A 20,534-nucleotide genomic window follows, 5' to 3' on the forward strand; every position below is an offset into this window, starting at 1 on the left:
TGCAATGCTCGCCCTTATTCGTGTGCCCTTATTGATTTATTTCCGACGTCTTCTTATGCCGCTTCTCTCAATGATACCAGATGCCGCTCCAACGTGCCGCTCTGTATCTTTTGATGCAGTTTGAAGACGTTGTGTGCCAGTGCCAGCAGAATGGTCTCACCCAAGACATTCGCACGCCCTCTCGTAAGAAAGCGGCGAAATCCAAAGGCTCCCTTGATCTGTGCAAAGACACCCTCTGCCTGGATGCTGCGGTTCATCCGCAGGACGATGCCTTCCGTGCTCTTGATCCGTGCAAGGTTCTTTGCACGCTCTCGTTGAAAGACCTTGGCAACCTCCAATCTCTTGGTTCGTTCCTCCATTGGTATCTTGCTGTGGTTGCCATGGATGCACTGCTTCTTTCTTTCGCAGCCGTTGCAGTCTGTACACGTGTACATGGTCTTTTCGCTCACATACCCGCGCGCACTCTTTGTCCTGCGCGTCCCCGTCACAACAAGTCGCCGCCCCTCAGCGCACCGGTAGACATCCTCCGCCGCAAGGTAGTTCATGTTCTCCCGCCGCCCGATGTCCTGCTTCCATTTGCGCTTCTTGCTCACTTCGTAGTTGTTCGGCTTGATGTAGGAGGCCTGTCCCTTTTCCCTCAAATACAGGTAGTTCTCCTCACTCTCATATCCTGCATCGGCGACGAGTTTTCGGCTCCTTTTTCCGATGTGTGCATGAAAATCCTCCAAAAACGGGATGAGTGTCCGTGTATCTGTTGGGTTCGGGTAAACACCTGCCCATACGATAAAGGATGCCTTCACGCCATATTGCAGATTATATGCCGGCTTTAACTGACCGTTCTTCATGGCATCTTCTTTCATCCGCATGAAGGTCGCTTCATAATCTGTCTTGGAAAAGCTGTTGCGATCTCCGCAGATGTGCAGCTTCTTTGTGTAGTCCTTCAGACGGCTGATGTAAGAGTCCAATGTCTCCATGGTACGCTGAAGCACGGTCTTTCGTCTTCCACTCCCGTAAACGAAGATGATGTTTTGCTCTTTTTGGATGCGTTTCAAACGTCGGCGCAGACGTTTCAGATGGTGCAGGCGAATCTCAGAGCCACGGCGCAGGTGAATACCGAACTCTTTTTCTACGCCGGCAAGAAAGGTGTCGAGTTTCTCCATGAGTTTGGTACGGTTCTTTGCAACGCCTTTTTTCCAAACGAAGGTGTACTTGCCCGCAACGGCTTCGATCTTTGTACCGTCGACAAAGAGGTTCTCAAACGAGATGGCTCCAACGGATGCAAGAAACTGTGCCATTTGTGCCAGAATCTCCTTGGCGCAGGGGGCAAAGTGATCCCTGCGAAAACGGGCAATGGTTGTGTGATCCGGTGCGGGTTGCCCTTCGAGCAGATACATGAAGTGGATGTCCCTTAGGCATACCTCCTCGATGCGGCGGGAACTGTAGATTTGATTCATGTATGCGTAGATGAGGATGGCAAGCAGCTGATGCGGTGATACGAGATTCCGCTCGGCACGCCGAAAGCTCCTGTACAGTGGTGTAAGATCCATTTGATGGATGCAGTGGAGCAGGAGGCGAACGGGATCGTCCTTCTTGATTTGAAATTCAAAGTTGAGGGGGAGACTGGGTTGAAATGTGCCTCCGTAGGATGTATAATCCTTATGTAAAATTTGGTTTTGCATACTCATATTTTACGCCAGAAGCCGGTGTTTGAAAACACCGGCTTCTGTGTTTTTGCACAAAATTGAGGCTGCTGCACGGTTGTTTCGTGCAACAGCCCCTTTTCTTATGCGGCGGGTGCCGCAAGTATTTTTAGAAGAAGAACTCGACGCGGCCGAAGAGTTTCTCCGCCTTGTCGTCAGCTGTCGGTCCGACATAGATCTCCTTGCCGCGGAAATATTTCGCCGAGAGCACTACGTTTTTGAAAAGCGTATAATCCGTACCGAGCTCTACGCCCTTCGTATCCCACATGGCACCGTCGCTCGTCGGGAACGGGGAAGCGAATCCGCCGAGTTTACGGTAGGCAACATAAGCGCCCCACGATCCCTTGTCCTCCGGGTCAGCCCCCTTGTACTCATAGGTGACCTGCCAGGAACTCTTTGCATTGTCCGCCTTTGTGTTCTCCGCGTAAGCACCGGAGAGCATGCCTGCGTCGCCGAATCGGACGCCGCCGTTCACGGCCCAGATATCCGCCTTCGTGTTTCTAAGATTCTCGGCTCTGTCGTTGAGGTACCGGACCGTATTTCTCCTGTGGAAATGCATCCCTCTGAAATAATTGGAGCCCAGATGGTAGTAGCCCGCACCCAGCAGGACATTATTCTTGTCATACTGCAGTTCGACGCCCTGATAGTTCGCCACGTCTTCATCCCCCGGCAGGTTGTGCGCACCGTGACCGCCGCCGGGCGCGCCGAAGGCGTCGTCCAGATCAATGCGGCCGGCCTGCAGTTTGAACTTCAAATCCTTGCCAAAGCTGACCTCGGCGCCCGAGAACTCATCGTCGAACACGAGAGCGCCGGGTTTCGCATACGCCTCGGCAGAGAGCAGTTCCATCTTGCCGAGTTTCACCTGGAAGTTGCCGTAGTCTCCCTGTGCATAGAGCCGTTTAAGCGTGACTTTGTCTCCGTCGTCATCTCCCGCGTCCGTTTTCAGCTTGGTCTCCGCATCAAGGCGTGCGTTCACGTGCCAGTGGCTGTTGATCTCAGCCGACGGTTCGAGGCGGAACAAGAGATTGTCATCGTTCGTCTTCGTATGATTGAACTTCTTGCGCTGACTCGTATAGGTATACTCGAGTTTGCCGTTCCACTTCACCATGTCGGCATTGCGCTCGAGGTTGGAGACACGGACGCCTAGGTTGTTGAGCTCATCCGCGAATTCAGCGGCAAGGCGGTCGACGAGCGCGCGATCCGATGCGGACATATCGCCCTTTGCCATCGCCTTTGCGACCATCTGCGCCATCTCGTAACGCGTGATGTTGCGGTCGCCGCGGAACGTGCCGTCACCGTAGCCTTCGACAACGCCGTCGGCCGCGAGCTGCGTCACGGCGTCGTATGCCCAGTGATCGCGGGGCACATCGGAGAACGGGTTCGCAGCGGCGAACGTGGTGCTTGCCGCACCGACAACAAGAGCCGTTGCCAGCGCGGATACGAGAGTCTTCTTCATGAGAAACTCCTCCTTCTGATAAATAGAACTTTATCGATTTCCAAAAGGAGCGAATTCTCGCTGAAGTATCCTTGTTTCCTTTTTGCGATAGATTCCCAATCTCTTGGAACGATTTCATCATAGCATGCGAATTAACAAATTGCAAGCTTTATGAGTAAAAAATTTTATATCAGGTTATAATTTTCATCTTATTTTCAGTCCCGGATGCGCGATTTCCCGCGGCGGACGGCCCGATCTCCCGCTCCGTACGGGCTGCGCAGGCCGCCGGTTTTTTTCGGTTCCGCTCGCAGGATGCGCCGCGATTCGCCCGCCAAAAAACAAAAACGAGCTCGGCTTACGAAATTCAATCGTTCGCTGCACATTTTCATGCGGGCGATGCGCCGCTGCTCTTGTCACACAAAAGTTTTTCATAGTATAATAGGGACAAGGAGATGAGCGTGTGATGAAACCGGGGAAACGCAATTACAAGGACTCGCTGTTTCGCGATATATTCAACGATCCGCTGCGTCTGCCCGGTCTCTATCAAGCACTTGAGGGAAGCGCGGCGTCTCCCGATGAGATCAAGCTCGCCGGCATCGACGAGACGTTATTCTCAGGGATCAAGAACGATGTGAGTTTCTTTGTCCGCGATCGGCATGTGATCCTCGCCGAGCATCAAAGCACGATCAATGCGAATATGCCCCTGCGGCTCGCGATGTATCTCATGGAGATCTATCGGCAGTATATTCCCGCGGATGCGGTCTACCGGCGCGCGCTCATTTCGCTCCCCGCACCGCGCTGTTATGTGCTCTACAACGGCGAAGCGGAGATACCCGATCGCCAGATGTTGCGGCTGTCCGAGGCCTTCGGCAGGCAAAAGAGTTCAATGGAGCTTGAAGTCGAGATCATCAATATCAATGATGCGCCAAAGCGCGACATCCTGGAAAGGTGTCACGAGTTAAAGTCCTATAGTGTCTTCATCGCCAAGGTGCGCGAGAGCGTCAATCATGGAAGTATGCTCAAATCCGCCGTTATCGACGCGGTTGAGTACTGTATCAAGAATGACTATCTAAGAGATTATTTCCGGAAGAAATATAAGGAGGAGGTTTTCGATATGCTGAACTTTGCATGGGATCAAGAGCGCGCCCTCCAGGTGCGTGCCGAGGAAGCGATGGAAATAGGAATGGAAAAGGGATTGGAAAAAGGCAGACAGGAAGGCAAGCAAGAGGGGTTGGTGCGTTCGATTCGCAATCTTATGGAGAACCTGCAATGGACGCCCGATAAGGCGATGGACGCGCTATCTGTCCCTCCAGCGGAGCGCAGCCGATACAAGGCAATACTGTAATAATGGACCGGCCGGGGCTGTCCATGGAAAAGGCAATGGACGTTCTGCACCCGCCCGGAGAACGCAGGAAGTATGAGCTTTTGGTGAAGGGCTGAGGTAAAATCGCCCTGCGATTTTAGCCGCAAAAAAGGGGCTGTAACGGTAGTGTCAAAAACACTATTTCGTTACAGTCCCTAAGAAAGATGCCCTTCAATCATCGGTATGGGGCAGCAACACTCAAATCGTCACCGTTCCACTGTGTTCCATATCGACGGTCACTGTCGCAGTGGGAAATGTGATCTCGTAGACAATGAGTGCGTCACCGACCGCAGCAATTGTTTCGTCGTAGCCCGGAATCTTTGCTGTGAATGTATCGGCGAGGTCGAAGATACTGCGCTTGCTCTTCGCGGCAGTGCCGACGGCACGGACATGTGCCGTTCCCCCGTCATGAGGGATCGTGGTGAACGAAACTGTATGGTTTGCGTCGATTTCACCAACCTTTGCATTGTCTGGAAAGGTTGCGAAGTAGACGAGCTTTTTCTCCTCTGCATAGACAAAATTCACAATGCGCACATGGGGCGTATTGTCCACCGATGATAGCATGAGGACAATATGGACGTGATGGATGTAGGGGGTTGTTCTGTTTAAGGAAACAAAGTGGATGAAGATTGGTACTCTATAGGGGGACATTGGCAGGGAAAAGATGCGCTGAGAGAAGTTGGACTACAGTTATCAGCGTTTCTTACAATACAGTCAACAAATTAATTAAGACATGTTATCCTTAAAGCTTTTCGAGTTGTTTTAAATGATCTTGCACTAATGTGTGTGAATACATTTTAGGTTGATCGGAATCACGAACAATTCGCCATAGGATAGCAGCTGCCTTTAATTTTGATTTGAACTTGTCATTTATGGGATCAGCGCAGAAATCTTTTAAGAAGCGGTTCCATTCGCATGCAGAAGAATCATACTTTGCATACGTCGATATCCCCTTATATACATTCAACATGTCCTGTATAGTAAACGATGTGTCGTGATCCGCTTTCACCTTTCGCCATGCGGTCGCCATATCTGCTGTAAATTTAAAGGGAGCAACCCTCGTCAGATTTGAGAAATATGTTCTAAACTTTGTGTTGAACGAAAAGTTGCAAGCAAGTAATGGTGTGTCCAAGGAAATCGCTCCAGATGATATCATCTGCTCTTTTTCGGGAGTGGCTTTGACTATGTTCCCTTTAAAGTATTCTGCAATGTTGTGATTGAGATCTTTTTTTACCCCCCCGTGTGCAATTCCAATCTTTTTGCAAATCTCTACGAGTTCTGTTCGATACCAATAATATTTTATAAACTCCTCATATGAGCGAATCTCATCAAATGCAGGACGCTGTGCCATAATGACATCTCCTTTCGTAAATAGCAGGTCAGACAAATAGATGTTTATCATTATATCACATTTATGGTATGACACAGCGCATGATTTCGAGATGGGGCAGGCGCGTGTCTTTCGGTGTGACCGCATCACTGCGGTGGAGGAGTGTATGGATGTGGCGGGGATGCCTCTCTTGTCCTTTGCACGCCCCTCAGAGGAACTTTATCGCCGTGCAGATGCTCTCTCCTTTGTTGTCGAAATTACAGCAAAAGGACGAGATTTTTTTTATAAAGAACACTATTCATCCATGCGACTTGTGGAGGAGAATGGGCGGTACTATATCCATGGATTTTACAATGTGGGCGAGGAGGAGTTTATCGCGGATTACTTTATCCACTATGGAGATGAAGTTCAAACGGTCGAGTCTATGGCACTCAGAGAGGTGATCCGTACACGGCTACGTACGTTGACGATGCATTATAAGGAGATGGCGTAATTACTCATCGACTACATTTTGATTATGTGCAGAACCTCCCGCATAGGGAAACTGTGGCAGGCACAAACGAAATGCGAAGGTCTCGCGATCAACGATACCGATTGTCTGGTCGCTATCGTATAGGGCGAGAAGGAACTCTGCCATTTGGTTGCTTGTGTGATAGGTGCCGAACGCCTTGTCATAGTCATAGGCGGCGTTGTTGTTCGCGACTGCGCCGAACTCGGTCTGCGTTGCAGCGGGGGCAAGGAGCTTTGCACGGAGCTTCGCGCCGCGTGCTATGAGTTCATGTGCGAGTCCCTCGGTGAATGCACTGACATAGAATTTTGTCGCGCAGTAGGTGACAGCAGTTGGGACAATGGTGTAGCCGCCGACGGAGGAAATGTTGATCAGCTGCGTATCTTCTATCTCAGCGAAGTCTCGTACGAAGAGTGTGGAAAAGACGGTCAGTGCCTCGATGTTTAGATGAAGCATTTGTCTGATTTTGTCAAGGTCGGATGTGCCGACTGCGCCATAGCTTCCAAAGCCCGCATTGTTGATCCATGTCCCAATAGGTAAGGCTTTTATTGTATCATAGACTTGTGTGACGTTCTCGACAGAAGAGAGATCGGCAGTTTTGATAATGATGTCCAGTGCCGGATGTGCGGCAAGAATCTCTTCCTTTAGGGCATTTAGTCGCTCTGTGCGCCGTGCAATAAGGATGAGGTTGTGTCCACGCCCGGCGAATGCCTTTGCTGTCGCCGCTCCGATGCCGGAGCTTGCCCCCGTGATCACGGTGTATCTGCTGTTTTGTTTGTTCATGATGAAATCCTCCTTTTGGCACTACTTTACAATGTAGAGTATACTCTATGTCAAGGAGAGGATTTTATGGAATATAGTATTGGTGAATTTTCACGGAAAACGGGGCTGGGAATTCATACGCTGCGTTACTATGAGCATGAGGGACTGCTCCTGCCGGAGCGTACGGCGGCGAATCGGCGGTGCTACTCTGAACGAGATGTTGCGTGGGCAGCATTCATCCTGCGACTCAAGGAGACGGGGATGCCAATTCGGGAGATTCGGCGCTATGCTGCGTTGCGGGCAGAGGGCGACGATACTCTTTCAGCGCGGATGGAAATGCTCATAGGGCACCGTGCCAATCTTGCGGCAGAGGTGGAGAAGCTGCACGCACATATGGAGGCACTCGATGCCAAGATCGCATTTTATTGTGAGGTAATCGAGGAGCATGGTAAAGAATGATTTGATGCGGAGCGAGCTAGTCATATTATGCACATAGGAAAGATATTGCCATGATACCTGTGTTGTCTCACACAAAGAGCTTTCTGCCGTTGTTGGGACGCTACAGGCGGGATTTTTTCGCAAAGAATCATTAGGCAACTTCCACCATCCTGTGTTATAATTTTCTTATATTTGAAATATGGGAGGGAAGACCGTTGTTTGCAAAGACCTATGGTGCGACGACCCTCGGGATAGATGGACGGATTATCGACGTTGAGGTGGATGTGTCGCCCGGGCTGCCGGGCTTTGAACTGGTGGGGCTTCCCGATACGTCGGTGAAGGAGTCGAAGGAGCGGGTACGCACTGCAATCCGCAACTCCGGCATTCAGCTGCGGCAGGAGCGAGTGACGGTCAATCTTGCGCCCGCCGATGTGCGAAAGGACAGTTCGGGGCTTGATCTGCCGATTGCGGTTGGTCTGCTTGCATCCTACGGTATGGTTCCCGAGACGGCGGTGCAGAATGCGCTCTTCTGTGCAGAGCTTTCTCTCGATGGAAACTGCCGTCCGATCAGCGGCATTCTCCCGATGGCGATTACGGCGCGGGAACATGGTCTGACGGAGTTTTACGTTGCTCCATCCAATGCAGACGAAGCACTCCTCATTGACGGACTGAAGGTCTATGCGATTGATAACTTGGCACAACTTGTGCGTCATTTGACAGGCGTAGAAACGCTTTCTCCTGCTGTGCCACAAGCAACAGAGCAGAAAAAGGATGCCGCTTTCACCGATGACTTTGCAGACGTGCAGGGACAGTATCAGGCGAAACGTGCGCTTGAGATTGCGGCGGCAGGAGGGCACAATGTCCTCATGGTTGGCGTGCCCGGTTCGGGCAAGACGATGCTGGCGCGTCGGATGAGTTCGATCCTGCCCGAACTGACGAAGGAAGAAGCCATCGAGCTCACGAAGATTTACAGTATCTCGGGGCTGCTCGGCAAGGATACAGGGCTTGTGACGACGCGCCCCTTCCGCAGTCCGCATCATACATCCTCGACGGTGGCGATGATCGGCGGTGGGAGCATCCCGCGTCCGGGCGAGGTGACACTCGCGCATCACGGCGTACTCTTTCTCGACGAGCTGCCGGAGTTCAGCAAGAAGACGCTTGAGGTGCTACGTGAGCCAATTGAGGATCGCCAGATTACGGTATCGCGCGCCAACGCAACACTGACGTTTCCCTCTAGTATCATTTTGGTAGCGGCAATGAACGAAGTAACGTCGATAACGATACAATGTAATGATATGCAGGAGGTCGCTTGATTTCTTATGTGAAGTTGCGACATTCGTGGTATGGAGAGAAAATGAGTAATCTATTTATTATAGGGAACGGATTTGATTTATCACATGGTATAAAAAGCTCCTATAGAGATTTTCGTGAATATCTACAGGAGCAATATGATCCAACAAAACATGAAGTATATGATATCCCAACGATTAATTGGGAGCATACCTATGATTATAGTGATATAGCAGATTTTTGGTTTAATGTTTTTGATGCGAATAATGATGACATAGAATGGAGCAAGTTCGAGAACTCTTTATATGGGCAGAGTTATGGTGATTGTTTTTCTGAAATGGTTATGGATAGAGATGGGGAGGAGAATCTTTTTAAGACAGTAGGAAACAATGGGCCGTTATCGCGGTCAATAGTTGATATTGTTCCTTTTATAAATCGATTCTTTACAGAGTGGATAAACCAAATAGAAATTGATGATGTAAAGCCTAGAAAAGAATTTCAAGAGTTAATTGATCGCAATAAAAGTATCTTCTTTTCCACGAATTATACACTTACGTTGGAGAAGGTTTACAATATAAGTAAAGTATGCCATATCCATGGAAAAATTGGAGAAGATTTCATATTTGGTCATGGAGAAGATGAGTCGCTTTACGAAAAATATGAGAAAGAAAATATTGGAACGGAGTATTATCTTTCTCATATTGATAAGGTGCTTAGAAAAGACGTACAGAAAGCATTGAAAACTCATCGTAGTTTTTTTGAGCTTCTTGGGAAAAGGGGCATTGAAAAGATATATTCTTATGGTTTTTCATATGGAAAAGCTGACTTAATATATGTGCAGGAGATAGCGAAGTCTTTGAGTAGAAACGTAATATGGTATTTAAATAGCTTTGATGATGCAAATGGTCGCAATAGCGCATTTGAATACTCCATAAGAGCATGTGGCTTTAGAGGTACTTTCGATAGATTCAGCTGATGAGGGAGAATCCAAACTGTTACGGGGAATTCGCCATAAATGTGCGAATCCCTTTATTTTTTGTAATAAAGTGAAGAGAGTATAGAATGTATAAGGTCATAAGAGGAGAGGGTCGTCTACATATGGATTAAGCCCTTTAGAATCACATGTGCATTCTGTTATCTTTCTTAGAAGCAACGCCTATCAGGATATTATCTTCTTGGAACGAATAAGATAGTAAATGGAATTGTAGAGAATATTTACGATGGGGATTATCACTCCATGATCTAAAATTGGTATATGAGGTCTTGGAAGAAGACCTTGGTATGGGGGTGCCTATGCCAGTGTAGATGCGTATGCTAAGTAATTTGACGATAGACTATAATTGTGCTATTATCAGACTGAAATTAGTCTGGAGGTAAATTCTTATGGGTAATAATCTTATCTATTTAGATACATATGTTCTTCAAAAGGATATGCGTATTAGAATGCCAAAGAGTATACTATCAAATTTAAATGTTGAAAAAGGGAAGTCAAAGTTCAATATATTTTTTGATAAGACAAACGCTTGTCTTGTACTAAAAGTAGATGAAGTGACCACAGAGGATAATAGATGAAAAAGGTGAATGATACTCATAATATACGAATTGAACGAATATGGTCTATGCCCAATAAGAATACCTTTGAAATGACTCCTATAAAAAAACTTCTATCTGAAGAAGTTGATTTGACAAAAATGTGGGTAGATCCTTTTGCAAATCGGAACAGAATAGCAAGTATTACAAATGATCTAAGTAAAGAATATGATACAGATTATCATATGGATGCCTTGGATTTTTTAAATATGTTCGATTCTGAGTCTGTTGATGGTGTCCTTTATGATCCTCCATATTCACCGCGTCAAGTTAGTGAATGTTATAATAGTGTCGGATACAATGTCACTTGGGATACAACCAAAGCTTCTTTTTGGGGGAATCATAAAAGAGCGATTTCTCGTATAGTTAAGCTTGGAGGTAAAGTTATTACATTTGGATGGAACAGTGGTGGAATTGGGTATAAATACGGTTTTGAGATAGAGCGAATATTACTTATTCCTCACGGTGGGTGGCATAATGATACTATTTGTACTGTGGAAGTTAAAACCCATAAGGGAAACTATAGTCCTATTGCAAAATCAGAAGAAAAACAAATGAAGGCGGTTCCTATGCTTACATCACGGGATATGCAGCTAATTGAAATCCTTCAAAAGCTTCCTACTAATTATTGGGATTTTAAGGAAGAAGATACAAAAACATATACACATGGCATTCACAACTATCCTGCTATGATGGTAAGTCCGATAAGTAGAAATATCATAAAAATAGTGCGTAATATTCAACCAGTAAAATCCATATTTGACCCTTTTGCTGGTTCGGGAACTGTACTTGTTGAAGGTATGCTGAGTGGTATGGATATAGTTGCTGGCAATGATATAAATCCATTTGCGCTGCTTCTTTGTAAGGCTAAAACGACTAAACTAGATTATTCAAAGTTAAAAAGTTCATCTGAATTACTATTAGCAAATATACATGATAGACTATACTCTAACAAAGAATCTTTAGAAAAAGTCGATACATATATTTCTGAAACACTTGGGCTTGATATTGCTGGAAAAAAAGGGTGGGCTGATAAAGCACCATCAATACTGGTTGACTTTTGCAATATAAATAAACTGGATATCCAAATCCCTGACTTTAAAAACATTGGATATTGGTTTAGGCCACGTGTTATTTTAGAGTTGGCAATTATCAAATCAGAAATCTATAAAGTCGCTGATTTTGATATTAGAGATTTTATGTTTGTTGCTATGAGTGAATCAATACGCCTTGTATCAAATCGCCGAAATGGTGAATTTAAGATGTTCAGGATGCCAGCTCCCAAAGTATTAAAGTTCAACCCCGATGTTTATACAGAGTTCGCGGATATTCTTTTACGTAATGTAAAAAAAATGCAAGACTTCAGTTGTACCTTAGCAAAAAATTCATTTGTGACGAAGACAACTATTTACAATAACAACACATGTACTTTGGAAGATGTTCCTGATAACACATTTGATCTAGTAATAACTTCTCCTCCATACGGTGATAGTAGAACCACTGTCGCATATGGCGAATATAGTCGTCTTTCACTACAATGGATAAATCCTCATAATCTCTCTGAAAAAGAGATTATGAGGATAGATAAAACACTGATGGGAGGCAATAAATATCGAAATGGTTTTGAGTTTTCACTTCAAAGTGAAACGTTGCGAGTAGCACTATCTAAAATAAAAGACATTGATATTGAGCGAGCTGGTGATGTATACAGCTTTTATAAAGATTTAGATGCTTCGATAAAGAGTATTGCAGCAAAAACTAAATCTGGTGGATATCAGTTTTGGGTAGTAGGCAATCGTACTGTAAAAAATGAATTGTTACAAACGGATGTTATCATTACAGAGCTGGCTTCACAGTATGGTTTAGTTCCTATTTATATAGTAAATAGAAATATACCAAACAAGATTATGCCTTTCCGTAATTCGCCTACAAACGAAATAGGGAAGACTAATACGACTATGACCATGGAACATATTGTTATTCTTCGAAAAAAATAAAAAAGATGCTCTTATTTTGGAATACCCAATAAGAGCATCTTTTTTTACAATAAGGGCGTCCTTGTATCAAAACAATCGTTGAGTTTGTTATAAGATACTCTAATTGCAGTGCCGTTATCGTGAGGTTTTCCTTTTTTATTGCCCGAAGCATATACCCCCAGTCTGATGTCTATCTCTAAATCTCCAGCAACTAAACCTTCTATCAGTTTCTCGGCACTAAAGTTTTCTAAGCTATATGCTTTTATATAATGAAAGTATTCTTTACCGGACTCAATTTTACTTGTCGCTTGGACGTGGTACATTTTTCCTTCAGGATATTTCTTTTTACAGGCTCTTTCTAATTGATCTTTTTGCCAGTATATATCTTCAAGAATTCCATCTTCTGCATGCTCTAAATATATTCTATCTCCTTTTTGCGTCAGCTTCATAAAAGGTTCGCCATTTAAACTATTGAAATCTTTACCGTTTACCGATGTATGTAAAACCTTAATATCCTCGTTGATTTTTCGTGATTCATCTGTCTGATATCCATAACGCGCTCTCAGAATTCTATTATTAACCCCTCTCTTACTTGGCGATTTTGTTAATAGCGTAACCTTTTTATTTGCTCCTATTCGACTTGCTTTTAACTCTACACCTCCAATATCCGAAGCCGAAATTGAATTTTCTTCAATTCCTAGTTCATCTTCTAGTGTTTTTCCCACTCCAGTATCACCAGTACGATGAGATTCAATAAACTCCTTGTCTCTGATCTCCTCCATTTTTTTCTTAAATTTGTCATCGGATGTTAAGTCACCTGATATTTTTATTCTTCTTTCTGCCATAGCAGTAATATCTCCTATCTATACGATTCTGTTGTTGTTTTTAAACAACAGTGAATGATCATTTTCTTTGATTCGGAACGCTGTTCCATGATCATGAGTTTGACCGTCTTTTAGACCTCCGTGATATTGACCTATTCGTAGATCTACGTATATTTTTCCTTGTTCAAGTAAGGCAACAAAAGAGTCATAGTTAAAGCCTGAGACCTCGTATGCCTCTACAAATTTAAACTCTTCATCTCTCCCAGAACCTTGTGCGTATGCTTTGGCATAAATAAACGTATTCTTATATTTCCTTTCGAAGGCCGTTTTCAACTCCGTTCTTGTCCAGTACGCATATTCTGTTTTGGTTTCGTCTATAATTGATATTTGGGTTGGGCTGCAAGAGATTTTAAGACTATGCCCTGTGTTTGCGATTGAGGTAAATCCAGCTGCAGATAGCGTTACATGAAGAACTTTTTCCTCGTTATCATATGCATCACTTGAATATCCGAACGTTATTCGTAAAGTATTAATTGCCCCTCGGGGTTGAGGCGTTTTTGTGAAGATAGTGAGCATACTGTTAGATCCAAGGCGACATGACTTAAGTTCATAGTCGCCAAAGTCTGGGCCATCGATATTGTTTTCCTGAATTCCAAGGAGATCCTCTAATGTTTTTCCGATTCCTGTAGGGCCAGCTCGGTGGGTTCGAACCCATCCCACATCGCAAATTTTTTTATATTCACTAATAAATTCATTCAATGTTTGAATCATGTATGATCATTCCTTTCAGTTGAGTTTGATGCCTATTAATAGCTCTCTACATTAAGAAATATTCGACATTTACACCCCCGCCCCCTGCATGTTGAGTCTTATTATTTTTAGTAGGTATCTGTTACCATCTCAAAATGCTGCTCTTGTTCCCTGTGTTGGAAGATCTTTCTGAAGGTATCGTGGCACATGTATCGGCTCAGAGCGCACTATGAATGTCTGCTGACTTATCACGGCAAATTGTCTTATCAAGCGCAAGATTGGAAATCAAGATTTGTGAGGGAAATCTATTCATTACTCTTTCTGGCATACTATGTGTTTTTTACCAGCATTGCACATAGAAAAACTTCCTTATGTTATTGAGTGATAACATAAGGAAGTTTTTCTTATATATAATATGTAGATACTACTCGCTATTACTGCGATATCGTAAAAACCGCTACAATTAGAGTTTGTTTTTGATAAAAATATAAATCGCATAGAAATAGTTGACGAATATATAAAAATTTGTTAATATACAATTGAACTTGAAAGGAGTGATGGAAATGCCGACAGGTTTCGATAGAACTATTTTTTTTGACAATATTTCCTATTTGATAAGGAAGAATGATCTAAAAATAGGAGAAATCGAGAATAGTGCAGGGGTCAGTGCTGGATATATATCCCGTGCCAGCAAAGATGAAAAGTCGAAGCCAGGTGTCGAGTTTGTCATGAAGGTCGCAGAGTTGTTGCATATCAATGTCGATACCTTGCTGCGGGCAGACTTGACGAATGCTACGCCGACCGAGAAGTATCTTATGTCATTCTTAGGAAAACTCAATAGCGACACTGTCGCAGATAGCCTTAACTGGGTACGTGAATCAAGGGTGGAGTTAAATCGATTGCAGGAAGATGAATACGGTAATACTGGGCATCCATTATTTAAATTGCGTACTTACGATGCGTCAAACGATTATGATGAATCGGTCGGAGAAGTTACTCAGGTGGTCTTCGCATCACATAACTTTGATTGTCGTACGGGGATATACAGGGATTGCTATTCCTTACGAATGAAGAATGGCACACTCTTACACTTGATGAACATTTGCAAAATATTTTCATCTCTTTCTGATCCTGATACTTACGCCATAGAAATCTGGATGACTCCGCCGAGACAGGAACCTCAGTTTCTTTGTGATAACAAGGGGGAAACTACGATTTCTCACCTTCTCGATGGCTTATATTCGACTGTCAATGAGAATATGAGCCATCCCAAAATTGATAAGAGTTTACGATATGCCATTGATGCATTCATGCAGAATGACATGGAAGATGATCCCCCGGTGATTGACGAAGATGATATCCCGTTTTAAGGAGGTTCGTAGTATATGAAGATAGAAATTCGTAGCCTAGGCAATGACTGCTCCAATCCCACGCGTTTCTGCGATGCAATCATTGAAGAGGATAAACAAATTTATCTGGTTCGTAAGGAGCGGAAAACGCGTCGTTATGTCAAAATCCTTTGGGAAGATGTCGTTTACCAAGTGAATAAGTTGAAAACTCAAAACATGAAGCTACCGCAACATGCCCCGTAAATAACGTGGAGCTAACCGCCGGAGTTATCTGATTCAGCCGTTAGGCTAGATGGATAACTCTGGCGGTTTTTTATTTAACGAATGTGAGGGAAAGATATTTGGAGGAGTTGATGCCTAACAAAAGATACTTTTCTCCTTTTTGGTGAGAGGAGATAAAGGTTTTATTTCAAATGAACCGGATCGAGTGATTCGGCTCACAATCTCAAAGCCTTGAGATGGCCATCAGAGGCGGCGGGAACATACGAAGACCATGCTGCGCATACGCAACGCATATGGCACTTCGATGTCCCACCGTTTACCGCTATGCCCATTTTTAGGTAATTGCGGCCGGTGTACGTCAAGTGCATCGGCCTTCGTTGTATCCCGCTGACCTTGTTCAGACAGAAAGGATACAACGATGAAGCAGTATTTCATTCCAATGGAAGTTACCTCCGAGACGATTAGGGATTTCGAGATTGAGCCACAAGATGTCGAATGGTGGTGGATCGGCAATCGACGGGAAAGCGTTGTGAAGATTCCGGTGACGGAAGAGGTATACCGCGAATATATGCGCCCAATATGGCGTGAGCAAAAGGAAGCAACGCGAGCGAAGAAGCTTTGTGTGAATCAGAGTCGCAAGGATGCATGCAAGCATGACTGCGATCATTGCACACAGCCTGTGTTCAGGGAATCCTCTATTGACATGATGCCCGAGGAGGCGGTTTCTTCGATGAGCCTCGAGGATTTCTGCATCCGGAAACTCATGATAGAGCAACTCCTTGAGGCGATGGAAGATCTCGCCCCGGAAGATCGACTGCTTCTCCAACTGATCGGGGAGGGTGAATCTGAGCGCACAATTGCTGAAATCCTCGGCAAATCAAAGACTGCAGTTCATAAGCGAAAAGACAGGCTTTATGCGGTGCTCCGAGATTTTTTGAAAACAGGGTGACCGTTTCGGCGGTTTTTGTCCGCTCTCCTGTGAAAGGAGGGAAGAGGAATGCGAAGCAAGGAAATCGCAGCCGTTCTCATGGCAATCAGTCTGATTGCCCGTAATGCCGCAAAGAAAATCTTGATGAAAGGAACTGATGGACATGGTTGATCTGAAAGATCTCCCCCAAATGCTGCGAGACGCAGCCGATGCCCTGGAAGCAATACAGTCTGGACAGACAGAGGAAAAAGCCGTCTCCCTTGAAGCTGTACGCGCTGTTCTCGTGCGTAAGAGTACGGAGGGAAAGCGTGAGGCGGTCAAGGCACTCATTACAAAGTATGGCGCGGATCGTCTAAGTGATATTCCTCAAGATGCCTACGCTGCCATGCTCAAAGAAGCAGAGGAACTCTGATGGGGACACACGCATTGTTGTCGCCTTCGGCGGCACATCGGTGGATGAACTGTCCACCGTCCGCTTGCCTTGAACGTGAATTTCCATCTTCATCGAGTGAAGTAGCCGCCGAAGGAACAGCAGCGCACGCGCTCTGTGAGCATAAGCTGCGTAAACTTCTGAAGCTCCGCACCAAGCGGCCGCAGTCAGATTTTGAAGATGATGAGATGGATCGCTGTTCCGATGACTATGTTTTGTTCGTGCAGGAACGGATGAGAGAAATTCCTTCGCCGATGGTGCTTGTCGAGCAGCGGCTCGACATTACACGTTATGTGACGGAGGCGTTCGGAACGGCAGACTGCATCATCGTCGGTGGAGACAGGCTCCACATTGTTGACTTCAAATACGGTGTGGGCGTACTCGTGGAGGCGGAACACAATCCCCAGATGATGCTCTACGCACTCGGCGCATTGGAACTTCTCGACGGAATCTATGATATCCAGAAAATCTCCGTGAGTATCTTCCAACCTCGAAGGGAAAATGTATGCACATGGTCGCTCTCCAAAGAAGAGCTTCTGCGTTGGGCGAGGGACGATCTTGTAGAGAAAGCGCGCCTCGCCTATGCGGGCGAGGGAGAATACTGCGCAGGCGAATGGTGTACGTTTTGCCGTGCATCGGTTCGCTGCAGGGCGCGTGCGGAGGAAAAACTGCGGCTTGCCAAAGAGGAGTTCAAGTATCCTCCGCTCATTACAGACGAGGAGATTGAGGACGTTCTCGGAGAAATCCCGGAACTCATCAAGTGGGCAAATGCCATTCTCGCCTATGCGACGGATGCGGCGGTCAACCACGGCAAGGCGTGGACGGGCTTCAAGATTGTGGAGTGGCGTTCCGTCCGCAGGTATAAGGATGAGGATGCCGTTGCAAGGGAAGCAGAATCGGCAGGGTATACGGACATCTTCGATAAGAAACTCATTTCACTGACCCAGATGGAAAAGTTGATGGGAAAGAAAGTATTTACAGATATTCTTGGCGGTCTTATCGAAAAGCCGCCCGGAAAGCCGACACTCGTCCCGGTATCGGACAAGCGTCCGGCGATTCATACAGGCAGTGCTCAGTCAGAATTCACAGCGATTACGGAGGTACATTAACATGGCAATGAAAAACAACAACACGAAGGTTATCACGGGCAAGGTTCGTCTCTCCTATGCACATGTGTGGGAGCCGGTATCCATCAACGGCGGCGAGGAGAAATACTCCGTCAGCCTTATCATTCCTAAATCGGATACCAAGACAGTCAAGGATATCCAAGCGGCGGTGGATGCTGCCATCGACGCAGGACTCGGCAAGTTCGGCGGGAAGAAGCCGAACAAGGGAGCGATCAAGCTACCACTGCGCGATGGTGATGTCGAGCGTCCGGATGACGAGAACTACAAAGATGCCTACTTCATCAACGCAAACTCTCGGACGGCACCGCAGATTGTTGATTCGAAGGTGCAGCCGATTCTGGATCGTGACGAGGTCTACTCCGGATGCTATGCCCATGTGAGCATTACACTCTATGCGTTCAACAGCAACGGCAACAAAGGAATCGCATGCGGACTCGGAAATATCCAGAAAATCGCAGACGGCGAACCGCTCGGCGGGCGTACAACGGCCGCATCGGATTTCCGGAACCTTGACGATGCGGACGAAGATTTCCTCAGCTAATCAATCGGAATTTGCAGGAATGGGCGGCGGCGCAAGCCGTCGCCTGTTTTTATGGGAGAACAGATATGAAGTCAATCAGTATTGATATTGAGACATTTTCAAGCGTCCCACTTGTAAAGGCGGGTATATATAAATATGCGGAGGCAGAGGATTTTGAAATCCTGCTGTTCGGATATTCTGTGGACGGAGAAGAAGTGCAGGTTGTGGATCTGGCGAAAGGGAAAGAGATCCCGAAAGATATTCTTGCGGCACTGACGGATGATACTGTCACAAAATGGGCATTCAACGCCATGTTTGAGCGCGTATGTCTTTCGCGACATCTTGGCATCCACCTGAAACCAAACGCATGGCGTTGCTCGATGATCTGGGCGGCGACACTCGGACTGCCGTTATCTCTGAAAGATGTAGGGGCTGTGCTGCGGCTTGATCGGCAGAAGTTGGGGGAGGGAAAAGACCTCATACGGTATTTCTGTGTCCCGTGCAAGGCGACCAAGAGTAACGGCGGCAGGACGCGCAATTTTCCTATGGATGCCCCGGAGAAGTGGGAACTGTTTAAGGCATACAATAAACGAGATGTGGAAACAGAACTGTCGATTCAAGTACGGCTGCAAAAATTTCCCGTGCCGGAGAGCGAGTGGGAGAACTATGTCATAGACCAAGAAATCAATGACCGTGGGATTTCGGTAGATACCACATTTGTCACACAGGCGATCTGCTGCGATGAGCGCAGCAAGGTAATTTGTCTTGAACGGGCGCGGAAACTCACCGGTCTTGAGAATCCGAACTCTCCGCTGCAGCTTATGGACTGGCTGCGCGGGAAAGGACTCTCGGTGGAATCTCTCGCAAAAAGTGAAGTGACCAAAATGATTAAAACAGCAACGGGAGATGTGCGGGAGGTATTGGAACTGCGGCAGCAACTATCCAAGACAAGCGTCAAGAAGTATATGGCAATGGAAGCGGTCACGGGAGCGGATCACCGTGCACGTGGATTGTTCCAGTTTTACGGTGCAAACAGAACGGGGCGCTTCGCGGGGCGACTCATTCAATTACAGAATCTGCCCCAAAACCATCTCACGCAGCTGAAGGAGGTTCGCACACTTGTCAAAGACGGTAATTTCGACCTTCTGGATATGCTCTATGACAGCACCTCGGATGTGCTCTCACAGCTTATCCGCACCTCATTTGTACCCCGCTCCGGCTTCCGTTTCATTGTCGCTGATTACTCTGCCATCGAAGCAAGAGTTCTCGCATGGCTTGCGGGGGAGCGGTGGGTACTTGATGTGTTCCGAGAGAACGGGGACATTTACTGCGAAACGGCATCTCGGATGTTTCATTGCAAAGTTGAAAAGCACGGCGAGAATGCAGACTTGCGTCAGAAAGGGAAGCAGGCAGTTTTGAGTTGTGGATACGGCGGCTCCGTCGGTGCTCTTGTTGCGATGGGCGCAGTCGAGTCCGGCATGAAGGAGGAGGAACTTCAGCCGCTTGTGGATTTGTGGCGTGCGTCAAATCCACATATTGTGCAATTCTGGTGGGATGTGGATCGTGCCGTCAAGACCTGTGTGAAGCGGCGTGTTGAAGTAGAAACACACGGCATCCGTTGCACGTATAAGTGCGGTGTTTTGTTTATACGTTTGCCAAGCGGCAGAGAACTCGCGTATGCAAAGCCACGCATCGGAGAGAATCGATTCGGAGGGGAATCCGTCACCTATGAAGGTCTTGGTATGACAAAGAAGTGGGAGAGGATTGAAACCTTCGGCGGGAAACTTGTTGAAAATATCACACAGGGAACAGCTCGTGATCTGCTCGTCTTCGCAATGAAACAGCTTCGAAACAGGGGCTTTGACATTGTGATGCACGTTCATGACGAAATCGTACTCGAAGTCCCATACGGAGTTTCATCGGTGGAGGAGATATGCTCCATTATGGCTGAGAATTCGCCGTGGGCGAAGGGGCTGCCGCTCAAGGCGGATG

Annotated in this window: 21 protein-coding genes; 14 read left to right on the forward strand and 7 right to left on the reverse strand. The window is 46.4% G+C overall.

What is annotated here, in order from left to right:
• Positions 1 to 53 precede the first annotated feature (53 nt).
• Positions 54 to 1,685: an IS1182 family transposase gene (locus HMPREF9163_RS04325; RefSeq protein ID WP_009440453.1), complete on the reverse strand. Its 1,632-nt coding sequence runs from the start codon at positions 1,683 to 1,685 to the stop codon at positions 54 to 56.
• A gap of 124 nt (positions 1,686 to 1,809) precedes the next feature.
• Positions 1,810 to 3,156 (reverse strand): S-layer homology domain-containing protein, encoded by a 1,347-nt coding sequence (locus HMPREF9163_RS04330; protein ID WP_009440454.1) that lies wholly within the window; start codon positions 3,154 to 3,156, stop codon positions 1,810 to 1,812.
• Positions 3,157 to 3,598: 442 nt separating this feature from the next.
• Here HMPREF9163_RS04330 and HMPREF9163_RS04335 point away from each other — a divergent pair, with 442 nt between their 5' ends.
• Positions 3,599 to 4,480, forward strand: a complete 882-nt coding sequence (locus HMPREF9163_RS04335; RefSeq protein ID WP_009440456.1) for an Rpn family recombination-promoting nuclease/putative transposase — start codon at positions 3,599 to 3,601, stop codon at positions 4,478 to 4,480.
• 216 nt (positions 4,481 to 4,696) lie between these two features.
• On the opposite strand, the gene HMPREF9163_RS04340 is transcribed toward HMPREF9163_RS04335, so the two are convergent.
• Complete coding sequence (locus tag HMPREF9163_RS04340) at positions 4,697 to 5,062, reverse strand: pyridoxamine 5'-phosphate oxidase family protein (protein WP_157049415.1); 366 nt, start codon at positions 5,060 to 5,062, stop codon at positions 4,697 to 4,699.
• A 178-nt stretch (positions 5,063 to 5,240) separates the two neighbouring features.
• Positions 5,241 to 5,849: an SAP domain-containing protein gene (locus tag HMPREF9163_RS04345; protein WP_083475859.1), complete on the reverse strand. Its 609-nt coding sequence runs from the start codon at positions 5,847 to 5,849 to the stop codon at positions 5,241 to 5,243.
• A 40-nt stretch (positions 5,850 to 5,889) separates the two neighbouring features.
• Between HMPREF9163_RS04345 and HMPREF9163_RS04350 the strand changes: the two genes are divergently transcribed.
• Positions 5,890 to 6,321: a WYL domain-containing protein gene (locus tag HMPREF9163_RS04350; protein ID WP_009440459.1), complete on the forward strand. Its 432-nt coding sequence runs from the start codon at positions 5,890 to 5,892 to the stop codon at positions 6,319 to 6,321.
• Here the strand turns inward: HMPREF9163_RS04350 and HMPREF9163_RS04355 are convergent, their stop codons facing one another.
• Positions 6,322 to 7,119, reverse strand: coding sequence for an SDR family oxidoreductase (locus HMPREF9163_RS04355; RefSeq protein WP_009440460.1), 798 nt, complete (start codon positions 7,117 to 7,119; stop codon positions 6,322 to 6,324).
• Between the two features lie 66 nt (positions 7,120 to 7,185).
• Between HMPREF9163_RS04355 and HMPREF9163_RS04360 the strand changes: the two genes are divergently transcribed.
• The 5 genes from HMPREF9163_RS04360 to HMPREF9163_RS04380 all read left to right on the forward strand — a co-directional run bounded on the left by HMPREF9163_RS04360 (position 7,186) and on the right by HMPREF9163_RS04380 (position 12,413).
• Positions 7,186 to 7,557 (forward strand): MerR family transcriptional regulator, encoded by a 372-nt coding sequence (locus HMPREF9163_RS04360; RefSeq protein WP_009440461.1) that lies wholly within the window; start codon positions 7,186 to 7,188, stop codon positions 7,555 to 7,557.
• A gap of 194 nt (positions 7,558 to 7,751) precedes the next feature.
• Positions 7,752 to 8,849, forward strand: coding sequence for a YifB family Mg chelatase-like AAA ATPase (locus tag HMPREF9163_RS04365; RefSeq protein WP_009440462.1), 1,098 nt, complete (start codon positions 7,752 to 7,754; stop codon positions 8,847 to 8,849).
• Between the two features lie 41 nt (positions 8,850 to 8,890).
• Positions 8,891 to 9,802, forward strand: coding sequence for a bacteriophage abortive infection AbiH family protein (locus HMPREF9163_RS04370; protein ID WP_009440463.1), 912 nt, complete (start codon positions 8,891 to 8,893; stop codon positions 9,800 to 9,802).
• 407 nt (positions 9,803 to 10,209) lie between these two features.
• On the forward strand, positions 10,210 to 10,398 hold the full coding sequence (locus HMPREF9163_RS04375) for a hypothetical protein (protein ID WP_037346046.1): 189 nt from the start codon (positions 10,210 to 10,212) through the stop codon (positions 10,396 to 10,398).
• Complete coding sequence (locus HMPREF9163_RS04380) at positions 10,395 to 12,413, forward strand: site-specific DNA-methyltransferase (protein ID WP_157049416.1); 2,019 nt, start codon at positions 10,395 to 10,397, stop codon at positions 12,411 to 12,413. The genes HMPREF9163_RS04375 and HMPREF9163_RS04380 overlap by 4 nt, the downstream gene beginning before the upstream one ends.
• 44 nt (positions 12,414 to 12,457) lie before the next feature.
• On the opposite strand, the gene HMPREF9163_RS04385 is transcribed toward HMPREF9163_RS04380, so the two are convergent.
• Positions 12,458 to 13,237, reverse strand: a complete 780-nt coding sequence (locus HMPREF9163_RS04385) for an MvaI/BcnI family restriction endonuclease (RefSeq protein ID WP_009440465.1) — start codon at positions 13,235 to 13,237, stop codon at positions 12,458 to 12,460.
• A gap of 18 nt (positions 13,238 to 13,255) precedes the next feature.
• Positions 13,256 to 13,987, reverse strand: a complete 732-nt coding sequence (locus HMPREF9163_RS04390) for an MvaI/BcnI family restriction endonuclease (protein ID WP_009440466.1) — start codon at positions 13,985 to 13,987, stop codon at positions 13,256 to 13,258.
• 536 nt (positions 13,988 to 14,523) lie between these two features.
• Here HMPREF9163_RS04390 and HMPREF9163_RS04395 point away from each other — a divergent pair.
• The 7 genes from HMPREF9163_RS04395 to HMPREF9163_RS04425 all read left to right on the forward strand — a co-directional run.
• Entirely contained in the window at positions 14,524 to 15,336 is an 813-nt protein-coding gene (locus HMPREF9163_RS04395) for a helix-turn-helix domain-containing protein (RefSeq protein ID WP_009440467.1), read from the forward strand.
• A gap of 15 nt (positions 15,337 to 15,351) precedes the next feature.
• Complete coding sequence (locus tag HMPREF9163_RS04400) at positions 15,352 to 15,558, forward strand: hypothetical protein (protein WP_009440468.1); 207 nt, start codon at positions 15,352 to 15,354, stop codon at positions 15,556 to 15,558.
• Between the two features lie 397 nt (positions 15,559 to 15,955).
• On the forward strand, positions 15,956 to 16,486 hold the full coding sequence (locus HMPREF9163_RS11480; protein ID WP_009440469.1) for an RNA polymerase sigma factor: 531 nt from the start codon (positions 15,956 to 15,958) through the stop codon (positions 16,484 to 16,486).
• A gap of 142 nt (positions 16,487 to 16,628) precedes the next feature.
• Entirely contained in the window at positions 16,629 to 16,877 is a 249-nt protein-coding gene (locus HMPREF9163_RS04410; protein WP_157049417.1) for a hypothetical protein, read from the forward strand.
• The gene (locus tag HMPREF9163_RS04415; RefSeq protein WP_037346051.1) at positions 16,877 to 18,004 is read left to right on the forward strand and encodes a DUF2800 domain-containing protein; all 1,128 of its coding nucleotides are present in this window, start codon (positions 16,877 to 16,879) and stop codon (positions 18,002 to 18,004) included. The genes HMPREF9163_RS04410 and HMPREF9163_RS04415 overlap by 1 nt, the downstream gene beginning before the upstream one ends.
• Before the next feature lies 1 nt (position 18,005).
• Positions 18,006 to 18,563, forward strand: coding sequence for a DUF2815 family protein (locus HMPREF9163_RS04420; RefSeq protein WP_009440472.1), 558 nt, complete (start codon positions 18,006 to 18,008; stop codon positions 18,561 to 18,563).
• Between the two features lie 65 nt (positions 18,564 to 18,628).
• Positions 18,629 to 20,534: DNA polymerase (locus HMPREF9163_RS04425; protein ID WP_009440473.1), on the forward strand; the 1,906-nt coding region annotated here is incomplete at its 3' end.

This window comes from Selenomonas sp. oral taxon 138 str. F0429 (assembly GCF_000318175.2).
Classification (GTDB): domain Bacteria; phylum Bacillota; class Negativicutes; order Selenomonadales; family Selenomonadaceae; genus Centipeda; species Centipeda timonae.